This window comes from Mycobacterium sp. SMC-15, assembly GCF_045310925.1.
Taxonomy (GTDB): domain Bacteria; phylum Actinomycetota; class Actinomycetes; order Mycobacteriales; family Mycobacteriaceae; genus Mycobacterium.
Map to the genome: position 1 here is coordinate 129,461 of NZ_JBJIAJ010000006.1, position 15,807 is coordinate 145,267.

Below are 15,807 nucleotides of genomic sequence, written 5' to 3' on the forward strand. Positions count from 1 at the left end.
ACAGATATCTAACCTTCTTGTCTTAACAAAGTGGGGGACCGTTGTCCAGAGTGTTCGCCAAAGCGCTGCCGGGATATAAATTTTTTGGACATACGGTTTGAGGCGGTGGCGCGGTGGGCACCTACACCGACATGTCCGCGCGTACCAGCCTCGATTCCATTGGCCCGCTGGCAATCGCGGTATCGGTAGCCGGTACCGCGATGCTTCTGGCTTCCGGCGCTCCCACCGCTCGGGCTGCGCCGTGTCCCGACACCGAGGTGGTCTTCGCGCGGGGAACCGGTGAGCCGCCGGGCGTGGGCCCGACCGGTCAGGCGTTTCTCAATGCGCTGAACGCACGGCTGGGAACAAGCCCAGCCGTTTACGCGGTCAATTACCCGGCCAATGACCACTGGGACACCGGCGTCGACGGCATTCGGGACGCCGGTGCCCACGTCGTCTCCCGGGCGACCAGCTGTCCCAGAACCAAGATGGTGCTGGGCGGCTACTCACAGGGCGCGGCGGTCATGGGTTTCGTTACGTCGGCTCAGGTGCCCGACGGCGTCGATCCGGCGACAGTGCCCAAGCCGCTGGACCCCGACGTCGCCGACCATGTCGCTGCGGTCGTGTTGTTCGCCATGCCCAACGAACGGGCGATGAACTTCCTCAAAGAACCCACGATCGCGATCGGACCCCTGTATCAGGCCAAGACCCTGCAGGTGTGCGCCGTCGAGGACGCGGTGTGCTCTGACGGCATGAACTTCGCGGCACATGACAGCTACGCCGGCGACGACGCAACGATGGTCCAACAAGGGGCCGACTTCGCCGCCCGCCAGCTCCAAGGCCGGGTGGGATAGCCCGCTGGCCGGTCGCAGACATCGCCGCCGACGTTGGCGGCGCGAGCAGATCCGGGTCACCGATCCTGAGCAGGTCCGCCGCTCCATCCGCGGTACCGCCATCGGTAACTTCATGGAGTGGTACGACTTTGGGGTCTACGGCTATCTGGTCACCACCATCGCGCGGGTGTTCTACCCAGGCACCGGCACCGGCAGCCTGATCGGCGCCTTCGGCACCCTGGCAGCGGCGTTCGCGGTGCGCCCGATCGGCGGATTGGTCTTCGGCCCACTCGGTGATCGGATCGGGCGTAAGCGGGTGCTGGTCACCACCCTGCTGCTGATGACACTCGGCACCACCGCTACCGGGCTGCTTCCGAGCTACAGCGCTATCGGTGTCGCAGCACCCATCCTGCTCGTCGCGACGCGAATGGTGCAGGGCTTCTCCGCCGGCGGCGAATACGTCGGCGCGATGGTCTACGTCGGCGAACAGGCCCCGGACAACAAGCGCGGCATGATGGCCGGATTTCTACCGTTGAGTTCGCAGGCCGGCTACGTCGCAGCCGGCGCGCTGGTCACCGTACTGCAGAGTCGGTTGAGCGACGAGGAAATGCTTGGCTGGGGGTGGCGAATCCCGTTGTTGCTCAGCGCGCCACTGGGGCTCGCCGCCCTCTACCTGCGACTGCGTTTGGAGGAATCACCGGTCTATGAACAGGCGGGCGGCCGGCAGGAAGACTCCGACGACACCGCCGCGCGGCAACTGCGGCGCACCGCCAGGCAGTGGAGGCTCCTACTGCTGTGCATCGCACTGGTGCTGACCTACAACGTCACCGACTACCTGCTCACCGGGTATCTGCCCACGTACCTTCAGAGGACTGCGCAGATCCCACACACCGCCGGGCTGCTGGTGATCGTGCTGACGCTGTTGGTTCTGATGGCGACCGTGGTCCTGGTGGCCCGGCTGTCGGATCACATCGGAGTCAAACCGGTGCTGTGGACGGGATGCGCCATGCTGCTGGCTCTTTCGATTCCGGCGTTCAGCCTGATCCACTCCGCCCACGACTATCCGACGGCGTTCGCCGGAGTTCTGTTGGTCGGGCTGATGCTGCTGTGCTTCGATGCGACATTGCCGGCCACCCTGCCGGCCCTGTTTCCCACCCCGGTACGTTACGGGGCGCTGGCGATAGGGTTCAACCTGTCGGTCTCGGCATTCGGCGGCACCACACCCCTGATAGCCGAGACACTGGTCTCAAGCACCGGCAACCCGATGGCCCCGGCCTACCTTTTGGTCGCAGCCGGGGCTATCGGTGCGCTCGCGCTGGTATTCACCCCCGAAGTCGCCGGACGGCGACTACCCGGCTCGGGGCCGGCAGTGGAGAGCGAGGCACGGGCGCGCGAACTCGCCCGAGGACGCAAAAGCTAACGGACCTGCCGGAACCCCTGCACGCCGGCCAGCGCGTCAGCCACCGACGTGGTGGTGGGGAGTGCGTTTCCGGGATCGCAGATCCGCAGCAGGCGCGACACCGTGACACCGGGCACCGTCGTGCAATAGACCATCGTTTCGGCGCATCGGTCGGTTATCGTCTTGAGTGCCGAAAAGCCTGCGGTACCAATGAATTCCAGGTCATTAAGGTCAAGTACCAGCCACTCGCAGTAGCTCGCGCAACGTTGCACGTAGTCGGCCAGCTGGCCGGCGTTGGAGGCGTCGAGTTCACCGCCGACGCTGATCACTGCTCCTGAGCGTCCCCAGCGGGTGACGGAACGGGCGGTGCGGCTCGCCCAGGTATCTGACGGGGGAAGGGAATCTATTCGGGTCGCCGGGAACACCGATCCGGCGGTTCTTAAAGCGGGCATTGAATTACTCCATCAGTCGAAACTCGTACTGTGGATCGCGTCGATGCGAGTTACACCTTCACGGATGAGATGCAGGGAGGAAGCCTCCCTGGCTAGCGTGGTTGACGCGTCTTTCCGGGTGGCTGTTAACTCAACCTGCTAACGAACCTACGCCTATGTTCGGCCCACTGCAACGATTCGGTAACGGTGCTTTCTTCGACCGCCTCCGAATCCCCTTGTAGCAAACCGTTTCGGGGACCTTTTCCACGTTTAAGCGCCGGTGTCGCGGGTAACAACCGCTTATGGCATTTCCGCAGACCACCCAGCGTTCGCTGCTCGTCTGGCATGTGCACGGCTCGTGGATGGAATCCTTCGTCGCCGGCGAACACCGCTACCTCGTTCCGGTCAACGCCCCACGTGATCTCGACGGCCGGGGTTTGTGCGGTCGCGACTGGCCGAGGGCGCAGGAAGTGCCCCTGCCTGAACTGCGCGAACAAGAGATCGATCTGGTGGTGCTGCAGCGGCCACATGAGATCGAGCTGACCGCGCGGGTGCTGGGCCGGCGGCCCGGAATCGATGTTCCCGCGGTGTACGTCGAGCACAACACCCCGCGGCCGTTCGTGGTGGAGAGTCTGCACCCGATCGCGGACCGCGCAGACATCCCGCTGATCCACGTCACCGCGTTCAACCAGCTGATGTGGGACAACGGCCGTGCACCCACCAGGGTGATCGATCATGGCATCGCCGATCCGGGCCATCTGTACACCGGGGACATCGCGGCCGCCGGTGCCCTGATCAACGAACCGCTGCGGCGGTGGCGCACCGTCGGCGCGGACTTGCTGGGCCCGTTGGGGCAATCCGCGGCCGTCGATGTCTGGGGAATCGGCACCGAAGACCTCAACGATCCGGCGCATCGGTGCGCTGGCGTCGTCGGCCACGGTGACCTGCGCACCGACCAACTGATGAAGGAACTGGCGCACCGGCGGGTCTATCTGCACACCGCGCGCTGGACGTCGCTGGGTCTGTCGCTGCTGGAAGCCATGTTCCTGGGAATGCCGGTGGTGGCGGTGGCTGCCACGATGGCACCGATGGTGGTGCCCCCCGAGGCAGGCGTCGTCAGCGCGGACCTCGACACCTTGCGGACCGCGCTGAGCGGGTTGATCGCCGACCGCTACCTGGCCGAGGTGGTCGGTAAGGCGGCACGCAACTACGCCATGGAGCACTTCGGCCTCGACCGATTCCTTCATCAATGGGACCAGGTCATCGAGGCGCAGTGCAGCGCCGGGAGTAGCGGGGGGTACTGCCGTGAAGATCGCGATGATTTCCGAACATGCCAGCCCGCTGGCCGCGCTGGGTGGGGCCGATGCCGGCGGCCAGAACGTCCACGTCGCTGAGCTGTCGGCGGCGTTGGCCCGCCGTGGCCACGATGTCGACGTCTACACCCGCCGCGATGACCCGGAGCTGCCCGAGCGGGTGCGCACCGACCAGGGTTACACGGTGGTTCATGTGCCGGTGGGGCCGCCGCGCCAGGTGCCCAAAGATGAACTCTTGCGGTACATGGTCGCCTTCGGTCGGTACCTGGACGCGCAGTGGGACCGCGAGCGTCCCGACATCGCGCACGCACATTTCTGGATGTCCGGGATCGCCGCGCAGCTGGCCGCCAAACACCGGCGGGTGCCCACGGTTCAGACCTTTCATGCGTTGGGCGTGGTCAAGCAGCGACACCAGGGCCGGCGTGACACCAGCCCCGCGGAAAGGCTGCGGTTGGAGACCCGCGTCGCGGAAGAGGCGACATGGGTGACAGCTGGCTGCAGTGATGAGGCTTTCGAGTTGATGCGGCTGGGCCGAGACCGGTTGCGAATCTCGGTGGTGCCCGGTGGTGTCGACGTGGAGCGGTTCTCCCCGCGCGGTCCGGTCGCAGAACATTCCGGGCGGCGGCGCATCGTGGCGGTAGGGCGGTTTGTCCCCCGCAAGGGATTCGACACGGTGATAGAGGCATTGACGACGGTGCCCAGCGCTGAGCTGGTGATCGCCGGCGGACCGCAGCGGGCAGAACTCGAGACGGTTCCGGAAGCCTGTCGGCTGCTCAAACTGGCCGCCGACCTCGGTGTGGCAGAACGGGTGTCGCTGTGCGGCTCCGTCGCCCGGGCGGACATGCCGGCCTTGCTGCGCTCGGCGGATGTCGTTGCGTGTACGCCTTGGTACGAGCCGTTCGGCATCGTGCCGCTGGAGGCGATGGCCTGCGGCGTGCCGGTGGTGGCCTCGGCGGTGGGCGGCATGCTCGACACCGTCGTCCACGACGTGACGGGACTGCTGGTACCGCCAAAGGATCCGCGTGCCTGCGCGAATGCCATCAACGCCATCCTGCGGGATCGCCGAGCCGCGTCCGGCTTCGGCAAGGCCGGGCGAGAGCGGGCCCGCTCGAGGTACTCCTGGGACCGGGTCGCAACTGACACCCTGCGGGTGTACGACCGGCTCCTGCCCGTAGCGGCACCGGCGGCAACCCGGGTGTTGGGGACGGGCTGAGAACCGGGTGCACAAAGCTCTTGGTTCGGGGCAGGGTTTGTCTGTCACCGACGACGCTGGGGCGATTGCCGCTGCAGGCTGATCGGAGGAACATGGACACATCGAACGGGCGAGCTGAGCGGAACGAAGACATGGCGTTGACGAGCCGCAACGACATGATGCGCGATGTGGCGGATCTGGTTCACACGTTGAATCAGCGATCGCACATCGAATCCGACGGCGCGCTGGATGAGCTGGTGACAAACCTGCTTGCGCACATGTCCTGTGCTCAACACGCCGGTGTCACGCTCACGACGTCGAGCGGCGATGTCCAAACCCTTTCTGCGACAGACCGGTACCCGGCCGTGCTGGATGACATCCAGCGCCGGCAGCGGGAGGGGCCGTGCCTGGCGGCAGCCTGGAAGCATCATGTCGTTCGTCTGGATGACGTCAACAGCGACGAGCGCTGGCCGTCGTATTGCCAAGGTCGCGGCCACGACGCCGATCCGGTCGATCCTGGCGTTCGAACTGTTCACCGGCGAGGACACCACGGGTGCCCTGAACTTCTACTCCCACGCCGCCAACGCCTTCGACGACGACTCGGTGGAGTTGGGTTTGGCCCTGGCGACCCATGCCGCGCTGGCCTGGCACATGGTTCGCCGCGACGAACAGTTCCGCAGTGCGCTGGCCTCCCGCGACATCATCGGTCAGGCCAAAGGCATCCTCATGGAGCGGTTTGCCATCGACGCATTGCAAGCCTTCGAGCTGCTCAAACGACTGTCGCAGACCTCCAACACGCCGCTGGCTGAGGTGGCACAGCAATTGGTGAGACGCGACGGCCGGGCGCCGTGAGCTGGTGGGCTAAAGCCGGCTGTCCGGCCTGATCACCGCCCAGACGGTCTTGCCGGGACGAGTGGGTGTACTGCCCCACGCGCGACAGACCGCACCGACTACGGCCAAGCCTGACGCTCGGGCAGGCAAGCCGTCTGGGCCCTCGTGGAGCACAGCCGGGGCGGCATCGGCATCTTGGACCGCGATGGTGACCGTCGAGTCCGCCCTTTCCAGCAGGACAGTCGGTGAGCTGTCGGTATGGCGTAAGACGTTTTCCACGAGCACGTCCACGATCACCTTGGCCGTTGGTATCAGCTGATCCTGCGACCAGCTGGACAGCCACTCCGCGACGAAGTCACGGGAACGGCGCAAGCTGCTCAAGCGGCGTGGAAGTTCTGCGCTGACCCTGCAGCGGGTGCGTTTGGGGCGTGGCAGCGAGACCAACGCAGTCTCAAGGTTGGGGTGTGCCGGGACGTAGCGCGTCACACCGGTTTCGGAGAGCCGCGCCATGGTGTCGGGTCGCTCGCAGACCAACCGGATCGGGATATCGGGCCAAACGCTGACATGCCAACGAGCGCTGGTGAACACAGACCATGCCGAGCGCGCCGGGACTTCCAGGCCGCCGACGTCGACCAGCACCGCCGGCGGTTCGTCGAGCGCCGCCTTGATCACGCGGTCGCGCAGTTCGAGGTAGTTGCTGCTGTCCAGCGTTCCGACGGCGGTCAGCAGGCAAACCCCGCCAACGTCACTTGCCGACACAGTGACTGGACCTGGCGCCCTAGTCATGGCCGCACCCGGTCTTCAGTCCGTCGTCGCACTCGTTCACCACTAAGGGACCAATTACCCGCCAGTGCCGACAAGTTCACCTGTCGTGCTGCCGCAATTTCAGGTCACGGTCAACAGAGTGTGGTCCAGATCGGAGAGCACCGCTGACGGCAGTCTGCCGGTGAAAGCAGCCAGGAAGCGGGCTGCCAGGTCACGCACTTTGACATTGGTCTCCTGCGAGCGCCACACCAGGATGTCGAATGCGCGCTCGGCGGAGATGCCGTAGGCGACCATCAGAACGCCCTTGGCCTGCTCGATCACCGCACGGGACTCGGCGACCTCGGAGACCGCGGCGCTGACATCGGCCTGCAGCACATCGGTGACGTCGACGTAGAAGCCGGCCGTTCCGGTCACTGTGCCATCGTCGTCTAGCATGCGATCGCCGACCACGATCACCCAGTGCTCCTGGCCGCCGGTGTCGATGATCCGGTGCCGGCTGCTGAACGGCTCGCCCTCCACGACGCGCTCCAGCACCTCAGCCACCTGGGCGCGGTCCTCGGGATGCTTGTGCTGTAGCAGCAACTCGGTCGTGGGCGTCACCGTGCCCGGCTCGTAGCCGTGCATGCGGGCGACCGTATCCGACCACTCCCAGCGCTGCTCGCCGAGCCAGTAATGGAACCGTCCGACCCGTTGCGGCTCGCCGTGGCCGACCACCAGGTCGAGATCACTGTGGATCCCGGCGTCGTCGCCCATTGGCGTCACGAACGAAGCGTTGACATCCCCGACCACCGCATACCCGCCTTCTCGTACCCAACAGTATGAGCTGATTCCAACGGCCGGCGGGGGCAAACCGCGGCCTGGAATCGCAGGATGAATGCACGGACGATCCAGACCGGCGCTACCTGCTGAACGCCCGAGCGACGTAACTATCCACAATTTCGCCACGCCGCGCAACTACCAACGTGTTTTCCCGTCGGCCGTTCCGGGTAGGCGCTGTGACAGGCGTGTTCCAGCAAAGCGGACCGCCGCGAAGTATCGACTCGATGGAAGGAGTCAACAAGTGAAGCTCTCCAAGACTGCGGCCAAGACGGCCGCCGGCGCGGCCGGAATCGCCGCGCTGAGCGCTTTCTCCGCGACCACCGCCATGGCCGAGCCGGCGATCCAACCGTTCGGCACGCCCGAACAGCTCAACGACGGGGCGATGGCTACGTCCTACACGGTCAGCAACCTGGGCCCGGCCCACGTCACCATTCCGGGCTACCAGCCCCACGGCAAGTTGTATCAGGCCGACGTGACCGCTCGTGCGGACCGCGGCACGGTGACCCCGGTAGTCACCGACTTCAACGCCAGGGCGGCCAACAGCGACACCTACCGCGTGATCAACACGGTGCCCACGCCGGGCGGTATCAATCCCGGGCCCATCGCCCAGGGTGCTGCCGCCGACGGGAAGATCTACTTCGACGTGACCGGCCCGCCGCCGGACGGAGTGGTCTATAACGACGGCGTCCAGGACGTGCTGATCTGGACCAGCAAGGCCTGATGCCGAGCCGAGATGGGCCCGATCGGGGGGTCGGGCCCATGCGGATGACCGATCACGATGTTTATCCCAAGGCAACCGGGGTAAACGTCGTGATCGCGCGCCACTGACGGCGCGATATCGATGGAGCCGACTGGAGGACATCATGGGCGTGCTGGGAATAACGGGCAAGGCGCTAGGGTCGATGGCAGCGTTCGCAGGTGTCACGGCGGCGTCCGTAGTGGTGATGGCGGCGCCGGGTTCGGTTGGTCCGGCGAATGCGGACCCGGACTCTGAAGCCAACACAACAACTTCCACCACGAGTTCAGCGGTCACCACGGTCTCGGGGACCACTTCTGCCAGCGCCCCGGCCACCGGGAACTGAGGAGCGTCGCCTGCCCGGTCAGGCCTGCAATCGTTGCCACGATTAGCCCCCTGCGTTACGGGTATGTCTGACTCATGACGACCCTGGGTTACGCGTTGTCCTGCGAGGAGTTCCATCCCAACGAGCTGGCGGCGTCGGCGTAATGGTAGCGACCAAAGAGCCTGGGGCGCAGCGGTACCTGCCAGAGCGGCGGACGCTGAGCGCACTGCGTGAGGCGGCCGCGCAGTGCCGTGGTTGCACGCTGTACCGCGACGCGACGCAGACGGTGTTCGGCGAGGGGCGCCGGGGGGCGCCGCTGATGCTGGTCGGCGAGCAGCCCGGCGATCACGAGGATCTTGAGGGCCACCCGTTCGTCGGCCCGGCCGGGCGGTTGTTGGACCGTGCGATGCGCGACGCACACATTGATCCGTCGTCGGCGTATGTGACCAACGCGGTCAAGCACTTCAAGTTCACCCGCCGCGAGGGCAAGCGCCGGATCCACCAGAAGCCGGGCCGCACCGAGGTGGTGGCGTGCCGGCCGTGGCTGATCGCCGAGATCGACTCGGTGCGGCCAGAAGTGGTGATCTGTCTGGGCGCCACGGCCGCGCAGTCACTGCTGGGTGCGTCGTTTCGCGTCTCCAGCGGGCGCGGTGAGTTGCTGTGTCTGCCTGGCCTGGCGGGCTCCAACGGCCGGCCGCGGGTCCTGGCCACCGTTCATCCCTCGGCGGTGCTGCGGGACCGCAGTGACCAGCGTGCCCAGGCCTACGAGGCATTCGTCGACGACCTGCGGATAGCCCGCAGCGCCGTGACCGAAGGTAGCGCACCGCTGGTGCACCCCGCCGTTTGACAAAGCCGGTGGCGGGTAACCGTGTGCGTGTTGAAGGGAGCAACCAATGCCGAAGACCGCGGACTTCATCCTCGATAGGCTCCGTCAGTGGGGGGTGCACCGGATCTTCGGCTACCCCGGCGACGGCATTCTGTCGATGGTCGGCGCCTTGGACCGGGCCGGGGGAGACCCGGAACTCATCCAGCCGCGCCACGAAGAGATGGCGGCGTTCATGGCCACCGGCCACGCCAAATTCACCGGGGAGATCGGATGTTGCCTGGCCACCTCCGGCGGCGGGGCGATCCATCTGCTCAACGGGCTCTACGACGCCAAGCTTGACCACCAGCCGGTGGTTGCGATCATCGGTCAGCAGAAGCGGATGTCGCTGGGCGCGGCCTTCCAGCAGGAGATCGACCCCAACTCGTTGTACAAGGACGTCTCTTCGGACTTCGTCCAGACTTGCATGGCGCCGGTCCAGGCACGCCACCTGGTGGACCGGGCCTGCAAGGTGGCCCTGACCAATCGAACCGTGGCAACCATCATCCTTCCCGAGGACGTTGCCGAGGAGGAGGCGGTCCCTTCGCCACCGCGCCAGCATGGGGCCGTTTTCAGCAGCGTCGGGTGGACCAAACCGCGAATGATCCCGCCGCAGCACGAGCTGCGCAAAGCCGCCGAGATCCTCAACGAGGGTGAGAAGGTGGCGATCCTGGTGGGTGCGGGAGCCGCCGATGCCGCCGACGAAGTGGTGGAGGCCGCCGACCTGCTCGGCGCCGGCGTCGCCAAGACGTCATTGGGACGCGCCGCACTACCCGATGAACTGCCGTATGTGACCGGGCCGATTGGCCTGCTGGGCTCCACGGCCAGCGAGGCAATGATGTCGGGTGCCGACACCTTGCTCATGATCGGGACCAGTTTTCCCTACGCCGAGTGGCTGCCCAAGGAAGGGCAGGCCCGCGGGGTGGAGATCAACCACGACGGCCGGATGATCGGGGTGCGCTACCCGGTACAGGCCAACCTGATCGGCGACTCCAAAGACACCCTGGCCGAACTGATTCCGTTGCTGAACCGCAAGAAGGATCGGTCCTGGCGGCGCAAGATCGAAAGCGAAGTGGAGACCTGGTGGCGGGTTCTCGACGACCGGGCGCACGACAAGGCCAATCCGCTCAATCCCGAACTGGTGGTCCACGAGCTCTCCAAGCGCTTGCCCGACAACGCCGTCGTCACCACCGACGCGGGCTCGGTCGCCAACTGGTGGGCGCGGCATCTGCGGCTGCGGCGCGGCATGGCGGCCTCACTTGCTGGAAACCTTGCGACCATGGGCCCCGGCACGCCGTATGCGATCAGCGCCAAGCTCGCTCATCCGGACCGGCCGGTGATCGCCGTCGTCGGCGATGGTGTCTTCCAGATGAACGGCATGGCCGAGATGATCACCGTGAAGCGCTACCTGGACCGGCTGTCTGACGGGCCGCTGATCTTCTGCGTATTCAACAACCAGGACCTCAACCAGGTGACCTGGGAGCAGCGGGCCATGGGAGGGGAGCCCAAGTTCGAAGACTCGCAAATGATCCCAGACGTGCCCTACGCCGAATTCGCCAAACTTCTCGGGCTGACCGGAATTCGGTGTGACAGCCCGGACACCATCGGACAGGCCTGGGACCAAGCGCTGTCTGCGCCCGGGCCGGTGGTGCTGGAAGTCGTGGTGGACCCCGACATCCCGCCGGTGCCGCCACATATCGAAAAGATGATCGCCAAGAACACCGCTAAAGCGATCATCAAGGACCCGGACCGAGTAAGCGTGGTCACCAAGGGCGCAAAGCAGAAGATGCACGAGTTCACCGAATCGGCTAAGCAGTCGGTGCGCGACATCCGCAGCAAGAACGGCGGGTAATCGCCGATGACCACCTTGGGGGCGCCCGGCGCCCTGCGTCGTCGGCCGCCGAACTTAGACGGTGTCTACGTGCCGCAAGAGGATTCGCACCTTCTCATCGAGACCATGGAACGCACCGGGTTGGCCCGCCGGGCCAGGGTGCTGGACCTGTGCACCGGCAGTGGGATAGCGGCCATCGCGGCGGCCGAGCTGGGCGCGGACAGTGTCACCGCGTTCGATATCTGCCCGCGCGCGGTGCGCTGCGCCCGGGACAACGCGCGTGCCGCCGGCATGGACGTAGCGGTCCGGCGGGGGCCGTGGAGTGACGCGTTGTGCTGCGCCCCTTTCGATCTCGTGGTGACCAACCCGCCCTATGTGCCTTCGCCGCGGGATGGCGGGCCCATTCCTTCGGCGGGCGGTCCGGAACGGTCGTGGAACGGTGGTGTTGACGGGCGGGTCGTGTTGGATCCGCTCTGCCGGTCGGCGGCGACGCTGTTGCGTCGCGGCGGTTCCCTGCTGCTGGTGCAGTCCGCCCTCGCCGACGTCGCGCACTCACTGGGGAGGTTGCGGGAGTCGGGACTGTCAGCCGAGATTGCCGCGGTCAAGAATATTCCGTTCGGGCCGGTGCTTTCGGCGCGTGCGGGCTGGCTGGAATCCACCGGCCGGGTGTCGCACGGCTGCCGCGTGGAACAACTCGTGGTGATCCGGGCGGACAAGCCATGACGACGCCGGAGAAAAGAGTGGTACAACCGGTCCGCAACGGCCCGGTCCTGATCGCCGGCCCGGTCCGGATCGAGACGCCCGAGGGCGTCCTCGAATCCGATCGCTTCATGGTGGCTATCTGCACCTGTGGGCGCAGCCGCAACTATCCACTGTGCGACACCAGCCATCGGCGCCGGAAAACGTCAGACCGTCGTACCGACGCGGATGGTGTCAAAAGCGAGTAAATGCCGGCGGTTGGCTCATCGGTCGGCGTCGTAGCCGTCGTCGGGCAGTGGAACGCTGATGGCCTGATCGATCAGGTCGGCCGGGTTGGCATCGGTGTCGTCGGCATTCTCCAGAAGGGCGGGATCCAGTCCGTCGTCGTCGTCGCTCGCGTCGGCGGGGATCCGCTGTTCGGCGAGATCTGCCTCTGGAACATCAGGGTTGGTCATCATGACCCCTTTCGTTTCCGCGTTCGGGGCGGGTCGGCACGTTTGGCGGCGAGCAGCGCATAGTCCGTTTTCAGTTGGGAGTTGTCCGACCTCAGCTGGGTGTTGTCGGACTCCAATCGGGCGTTACGTGCTTCCAGGCCGAGGATCTGCCCGATACCTGCCACATTGATGCCGATCTCTACCAGCTCCGTGATCCGTCGAAGCCGCGCAAGATCGTCATCGCTGTAGCGGCGCGTACCGCCCGCAGTGCGCGCCGGGGTGAGCAGGCCGCGGCTCTCGTAGAGCCGCAAGGTCTGCGGACCGATCCCGGATAACTCGGCTGCCACCGAGATGCCGTATACCCCAAGCCCGGAGCGGGCATTCATCTCGTCGGCCACCGCGCTTCTCTTCCACTCGCCGAAAATTTCTGGTGCTCCTCTTGCGTGAACCTACCACCGGTGCTATATAAAAATCTATGTCGGCAGACATAGATGATCTGCCGCAGACCGAGGAGGTGGAGATGATGTTGATGCGTACCGACCCGTTCCGTGATCTCGACCGCTGGACCCAGCAGGTGCTGGGCACCGCGGCGCGACCGGCGGTCATGCCGATGGACGCCTGGCGTGACGGCGACCAGTTCATCGTCGAGTTCGACCTGCCTGGCGTGGCAGAGGATTCCCTGGATCTCGATGTCGAACGCAATGTGCTGACGGTGCATGCCGAACGTCCGGGCCTGGATCAAAGCCGCGAGATGGTGTCCGCGGAACGGCCACGCGGTGTGTTCAGCCGCCAGCTGTTCCTCGGTGACAATCTGGACGCCGGGCAGATCCAGGCCAGCTATCAAGACGGCGTGCTGCGGTTGACCATTCCGGTCGCCGAGAAGGCAAAGCCACGGCGGATCAAGATCGCCAGCAGCCACGGCGAGCGAGCCATCAACGCTTGATTGCGAGGGGCCGGGCGGCGGCCTGCTACCCGGTGTAGGAGGTGAGCGCAATGACCACCGACACTCTGGCCGCGGAGGTACTCGACGAGGCGGAGTACATCGTGCGCGCCGAATGGCTGCGCGTGTTGACCGCCGCAGTACCCGGGCACTGGACCGCGGTTCCCACCGAAATGCCCGTCGCCCGGCCTCGCTCCCTGAAGCTCGCCCTGTTGAGCGTCATTTCCGAACAGCGCGATGTATCGCTACCGGCCAGCCGCCAACACCGGCCGGCCACGCGGCGGCGAAACACGAGAGTGTGGCCCACGCAGCGGTCCCCTCCGTGACACCCCGGCGGTGACTCGTGCGTTGCTCACCGATGTCCGACCATTCGAGCGCCTTCGACGCAGACCGAGGCTGCGCGCGCATCGCCACCGATGTGGCAGCGAAACAGGCTGGGCTGCGCGCGATGTCACCGCAGGGCCCGACGGGGTCACGCTGCCGCCACTGCTCTCCCCGGCAGCAGCGTGCCTCGTCGTCCTCACAGAAGTCGATCAGCAGGGCGTCACACCGTCGCCTCAATGCTGACGTTGGCGAAGTCCAGTAAGTTGACCAGCCGGTGCACGACTGCTTGATCGCTGCGCAGTAAGGCCGTTCGGCCGTGGGCGGCGCAGAGGCGGTCGAGCAGGCAGAGCTGCCGGTGCCCGACGAAGTCCAAGTCCCGCGCGTCGATCTCGAGGGTGTCGTGCGACAGCAGCGGCAGGACCCGCTGCAGGGTGGTGAGGAACAGCGGCTCGCTGGCGGCGTCGAGAGTGCCGGCCAGCGCGATGGCATTGCGCCCGGCGGGCTGGGCATACAGCTGGAACGGCACCGAACTCGGTCCGGCCGCCGGGTGCAGGCACAACAAACCGGCCGCGGCCTCACCGAGTTCGGCGACGTTGTAGCCGCACATCGCCGCGACCGGCAGGGTGGAGATTCGCCGGTCTCCGAGGAATTCCAGAGCCGCCTGGGCGTCGCGCTGCGCGGGTGTGCGCGCTACCGGTGTGACATCGATGACGATCCGAAGGCCGCTGTAGCCGTCGGCGACCGCAGCGACCGCGGCCGCCGCATAGCGCTCGGTCATACGCTCGGCGTCGACGACGTCACCCCGGAACACGAAGTGCTCCGGCACGGTCTTGACATGTACCTCGCGGGCATCTGTTCCGAGCCCGGCCGCCGCCAAGGCCGCCCGCATCGTGGCGGGATCGTCCGCGCCGACGTAGGCGACTCGCTGGTCGAGGTTCAGACCGTCCGCGACATACTCCGCCGCGTGGTGCAGGAACTCCGCGGGATCCCGGTATTCCCAACCGACGTGGCCGAATTCGCCCGACCGATCTGCCCGATATGCACCCATCACGCCGACTTTCTCATCCGCAGATGCGCCTGCACCGTGGTTCCACTCGCCGCGGTGTGAATGCGTACCAGGTCGGCTGTCGCGTTGACCACGAAAAGCCCGCACCCGTGGTCGTAGTCGCTGATGATCGGCCGCCGGCCAGCCAACCGGTCAGTCAATCGACCGGAATCGCTGACCTGACATATCAATTGGTCGTCCGCCGCCCACAACAGCAGGGTGCACGGGCCCCTGCCATGCTGCAGGCTGTTGGAAGCCAGCTCGTTGACGATCAACTGCAGGTCTGCGATATCGGCGCCCGCGAAGCCGAACCAGCGGGCGTACTTGGCGGAGAACTGCCGGGCGCCGGCCAGATCGGTAAGTCGATGCAGGGTGTAGCTTGCCGCCGTGGGGCTGCTGGGCAGTGGCTCGTTGTAGCGCGCCCACGCGGCGTCGGGAGCAAAGCCGGAGCTGGCGCGTACCGGGTGCCCGGAAAGGCCCAGGCTCGGGTGGGTGATCTCGGCGTCGACGAGAATGTCGGAGTCCAGAGTTGTTGCGTCGTAAGGGCAAAGCATCGTGAGATCCCGTCCGATGAACGCCTCGTTGACCAGAGCCTCATGCTGCACGCAGGCCGGATACTCCAGCGTTGACCGGCCGCTCCAGACCGGCTCGCCTACCATCCGTACCGGACCCGACGGGTGTCGGGCAGCGAAAGCTCCCTGCACTCCGCCCAGAATGTGGGTGGGATTGCGCCCGACCTGGCTCATATCGGACAGGCTTGTCGACTCGAGTGCGCCTGCAGGCAGGGCATTGCGGAGCAGTGAGAGATTTGGCTCAGGTACCGCCACCAAGATCGGGAGATGGGCGGCCACCGCGTCGGCGATATACGGCACCAGGCAATCAAGGTATTCCTGCGGGGAACGGTAGAACAGCGCGATATGCCTGAAGGAGCCGCGATCAGCGTCGGCAGCGACGGTCATCGAGTGTGCCCCTGTCATCCAACGTGAACGGGCCGCAGAGCTAGCTCAACCTCGGCTCTGCGAGGCACGGCCCGTCGGTTTGCGCTGAGT

Annotated in this window: 19 protein-coding genes; 12 read left to right on the plus strand and 7 right to left on the minus strand. The window is 66.0% G+C overall.

Annotation, left to right across the window (positions count from 1 at the left end; translation table 11 throughout):
• Positions 1-113 precede the first annotated feature (113 nt).
• Complete coding sequence (locus tag ACJH71_RS11000) at positions 114-833, plus strand: cutinase family protein (RefSeq protein WP_406758052.1); 720 nt, start codon at positions 114-116, stop codon at positions 831-833.
• Complete coding sequence (locus ACJH71_RS11005) at positions 748-2,232, plus strand: MFS transporter (RefSeq protein ID WP_406758053.1); 1,485 nt, start codon at positions 748-750, stop codon at positions 2,230-2,232. Before ACJH71_RS11000 ends, ACJH71_RS11005 begins: the two co-directional genes overlap by 86 nt.
• Here ACJH71_RS11005 and ACJH71_RS11010 read toward each other — a convergent pair.
• On the minus strand, positions 2,229-2,540 hold the full coding sequence (locus ACJH71_RS11010; RefSeq protein WP_406758054.1) for an STAS domain-containing protein: 312 nt from the start codon (positions 2,538-2,540) through the stop codon (positions 2,229-2,231). The genes ACJH71_RS11005 and ACJH71_RS11010 overlap by 4 nt on opposite strands.
• Before the next feature lie 404 nt (positions 2,541-2,944).
• Between ACJH71_RS11010 and ACJH71_RS11015 the strand changes: the two genes are divergently transcribed.
• The 3 genes from ACJH71_RS11015 to ACJH71_RS11025 all read left to right on the plus strand — a co-directional run bounded on the left by ACJH71_RS11015 (position 2,945) and on the right by ACJH71_RS11025 (position 5,999).
• Positions 2,945-4,036 carry a glycosyltransferase gene (locus tag ACJH71_RS11015; RefSeq protein ID WP_406758055.1) on the plus strand — a complete coding sequence of 364 codons (1,092 nt, stop codon included), beginning with the start codon at positions 2,945-2,947 and terminating at the stop codon, positions 4,034-4,036.
• On the plus strand, positions 3,948-5,168 hold the full coding sequence (locus ACJH71_RS11020) for a glycosyltransferase (RefSeq protein WP_406758056.1): 1,221 nt from the start codon (positions 3,948-3,950) through the stop codon (positions 5,166-5,168). Before ACJH71_RS11015 ends, ACJH71_RS11020 begins: the two co-directional genes overlap by 89 nt.
• Before the next feature lie 408 nt (positions 5,169-5,576).
• A complete protein-coding gene (locus ACJH71_RS11025) occupies positions 5,577-5,999 on the plus strand; it encodes an ANTAR domain-containing protein (protein ID WP_406758057.1) in 423 nt (140 codons plus the stop codon).
• A gap of 9 nt (positions 6,000-6,008) precedes the next feature.
• Here the strand turns inward: ACJH71_RS11025 and ACJH71_RS11030 are convergent, their stop codons facing one another.
• On the minus strand, positions 6,009-6,737 hold the full coding sequence (locus tag ACJH71_RS11030; RefSeq protein ID WP_406758058.1) for an STAS domain-containing protein: 729 nt from the start codon (positions 6,735-6,737) through the stop codon (positions 6,009-6,011).
• A gap of 126 nt (positions 6,738-6,863) precedes the next feature.
• A complete protein-coding gene (locus tag ACJH71_RS11035; protein WP_406758192.1) occupies positions 6,864-7,496 on the minus strand; it encodes a PAS and ANTAR domain-containing protein in 633 nt (210 codons plus the stop codon).
• Between the two features lie 307 nt (positions 7,497-7,803).
• Here ACJH71_RS11035 and ACJH71_RS11040 point away from each other — a divergent pair, with 307 nt between their 5' ends.
• From ACJH71_RS11040 to ACJH71_RS11060, 5 genes are all read left to right on the plus strand, one after another.
• Positions 7,804-8,283, plus strand: coding sequence for an MPT63 family protein (locus ACJH71_RS11040; protein WP_406758059.1), 480 nt, complete (start codon positions 7,804-7,806; stop codon positions 8,281-8,283).
• A gap of 503 nt (positions 8,284-8,786) precedes the next feature.
• A complete protein-coding gene (locus ACJH71_RS11045) occupies positions 8,787-9,470 on the plus strand; it encodes a UdgX family uracil-DNA binding protein (protein ID WP_406758060.1) in 684 nt (227 codons plus the stop codon).
• Between the two features lie 46 nt (positions 9,471-9,516).
• Entirely contained in the window at positions 9,517-11,337 is a 1,821-nt protein-coding gene (locus tag ACJH71_RS11050; RefSeq protein WP_406758061.1) for a thiamine pyrophosphate-requiring protein, read from the plus strand.
• A gap of 6 nt (positions 11,338-11,343) precedes the next feature.
• Complete coding sequence (locus ACJH71_RS11055; RefSeq protein ID WP_406758062.1) at positions 11,344-12,039, plus strand: HemK2/MTQ2 family protein methyltransferase; 696 nt, start codon at positions 11,344-11,346, stop codon at positions 12,037-12,039.
• Entirely contained in the window at positions 12,036-12,263 is a 228-nt protein-coding gene (locus tag ACJH71_RS11060) for a CDGSH iron-sulfur domain-containing protein (protein ID WP_406758063.1), read from the plus strand. The genes ACJH71_RS11055 and ACJH71_RS11060 overlap by 4 nt, the downstream gene beginning before the upstream one ends.
• A 15-nt stretch (positions 12,264-12,278) precedes the next feature.
• Here ACJH71_RS11060 and ACJH71_RS11065 read toward each other — a convergent pair whose 3' ends face one another.
• Positions 12,279-12,470 carry a hypothetical protein gene (locus ACJH71_RS11065; RefSeq protein WP_406758064.1) on the minus strand — a complete coding sequence of 64 codons (192 nt, stop codon included), beginning with the start codon at positions 12,468-12,470 and terminating at the stop codon, positions 12,279-12,281.
• Positions 12,470-12,835 (minus strand): helix-turn-helix transcriptional regulator, encoded by a 366-nt coding sequence (locus ACJH71_RS11070; protein WP_406758193.1) that lies wholly within the window; start codon positions 12,833-12,835, stop codon positions 12,470-12,472. The genes ACJH71_RS11065 and ACJH71_RS11070 overlap by 1 nt, the downstream gene beginning before the upstream one ends.
• A 134-nt stretch (positions 12,836-12,969) precedes the next feature.
• On the opposite strand from ACJH71_RS11070, the gene ACJH71_RS11075 reads away from it, so the two are divergent.
• A complete protein-coding gene (locus ACJH71_RS11075; RefSeq protein WP_308484012.1) occupies positions 12,970-13,392 on the plus strand; it encodes an Hsp20/alpha crystallin family protein in 423 nt (140 codons plus the stop codon).
• Between the two features lie 50 nt (positions 13,393-13,442).
• Positions 13,443-13,715, plus strand: coding sequence for a hypothetical protein (locus ACJH71_RS11080; RefSeq protein ID WP_406758065.1), 273 nt, complete (start codon positions 13,443-13,445; stop codon positions 13,713-13,715).
• Positions 13,716-13,933: 218 nt separating this feature from the next.
• Here ACJH71_RS11080 and ACJH71_RS11085 read toward each other — a convergent pair whose 3' ends face one another.
• Both ACJH71_RS11085 and ACJH71_RS11090 read right to left on the minus strand, forming a co-directional pair.
• On the minus strand, positions 13,934-14,761 hold the full coding sequence (locus tag ACJH71_RS11085; protein WP_406758066.1) for an MEDS domain-containing protein: 828 nt from the start codon (positions 14,759-14,761) through the stop codon (positions 13,934-13,936).
• Complete coding sequence (locus ACJH71_RS11090; RefSeq protein WP_406758067.1) at positions 14,761-15,717, minus strand: anti-sigma factor RsbA family regulatory protein; 957 nt, start codon at positions 15,715-15,717, stop codon at positions 14,761-14,763. The genes ACJH71_RS11085 and ACJH71_RS11090 overlap by 1 nt, the downstream gene beginning before the upstream one ends.
• Between the last annotated feature and the right edge of the window lie 90 nt (positions 15,718-15,807).

What these genes read in the sequence shown, in the direction of transcription:
- ACJH71_RS11005 (WP_406758053.1), top strand. Translation starts at nt 748, where the DNA reads ATGACAGCTACGCCGGCGACGACGCAACGATGGTCCAACAAGGGGCCG.
- ACJH71_RS11015 (WP_406758055.1), top strand. Translation starts at nt 2,945, where the DNA reads ATGGCATTTCCGCAGACCACCCAGCGTTCGCTGCTCGTCTGGCATGTG.
- ACJH71_RS11025 (WP_406758057.1), top strand. Translation starts at nt 5,577, where the DNA reads ATGTCGTTCGTCTGGATGACGTCAACAGCGACGAGCGCTGGCCGTCGT.
- ACJH71_RS11035 (WP_406758192.1), bottom strand. Translation starts at nt 7,496, where the DNA reads ATGGGCGACGACGCCGGGATCCACAGTGATCTCGACCTGGTGGTCGGC.
- ACJH71_RS11045 (WP_406758060.1), top strand. Translation starts at nt 8,787, where the DNA reads ATGGTAGCGACCAAAGAGCCTGGGGCGCAGCGGTACCTGCCAGAGCGG.
- ACJH71_RS11050 (WP_406758061.1), top strand. Translation starts at nt 9,517, where the DNA reads ATGCCGAAGACCGCGGACTTCATCCTCGATAGGCTCCGTCAGTGGGGG.
- ACJH71_RS11055 (WP_406758062.1), top strand. Translation starts at nt 11,344, where the DNA reads ATGACCACCTTGGGGGCGCCCGGCGCCCTGCGTCGTCGGCCGCCGAAC.
- ACJH71_RS11060 (WP_406758063.1), top strand. Translation starts at nt 12,036, where the DNA reads ATGACGACGCCGGAGAAAAGAGTGGTACAACCGGTCCGCAACGGCCCG.
- ACJH71_RS11065 (WP_406758064.1), bottom strand. Translation starts at nt 12,470, where the DNA reads ATGACCAACCCTGATGTTCCAGAGGCAGATCTCGCCGAACAGCGGATC.
- ACJH71_RS11070 (WP_406758193.1), bottom strand. Translation starts at nt 12,835, where the DNA reads ATGAATGCCCGCTCCGGGCTTGGGGTATACGGCATCTCGGTGGCAGCC.
- ACJH71_RS11075 (WP_308484012.1), top strand. Translation starts at nt 12,970, where the DNA reads ATGATGTTGATGCGTACCGACCCGTTCCGTGATCTCGACCGCTGGACC.
- ACJH71_RS11080 (WP_406758065.1), top strand. Translation starts at nt 13,443, where the DNA reads ATGACCACCGACACTCTGGCCGCGGAGGTACTCGACGAGGCGGAGTAC.
- ACJH71_RS11085 (WP_406758066.1), bottom strand. Translation starts at nt 14,761, where the DNA reads ATGGGTGCATATCGGGCAGATCGGTCGGGCGAATTCGGCCACGTCGGT.
- ACJH71_RS11090 (WP_406758067.1), bottom strand. Translation starts at nt 15,717, where the DNA reads ATGACCGTCGCTGCCGACGCTGATCGCGGCTCCTTCAGGCATATCGCG.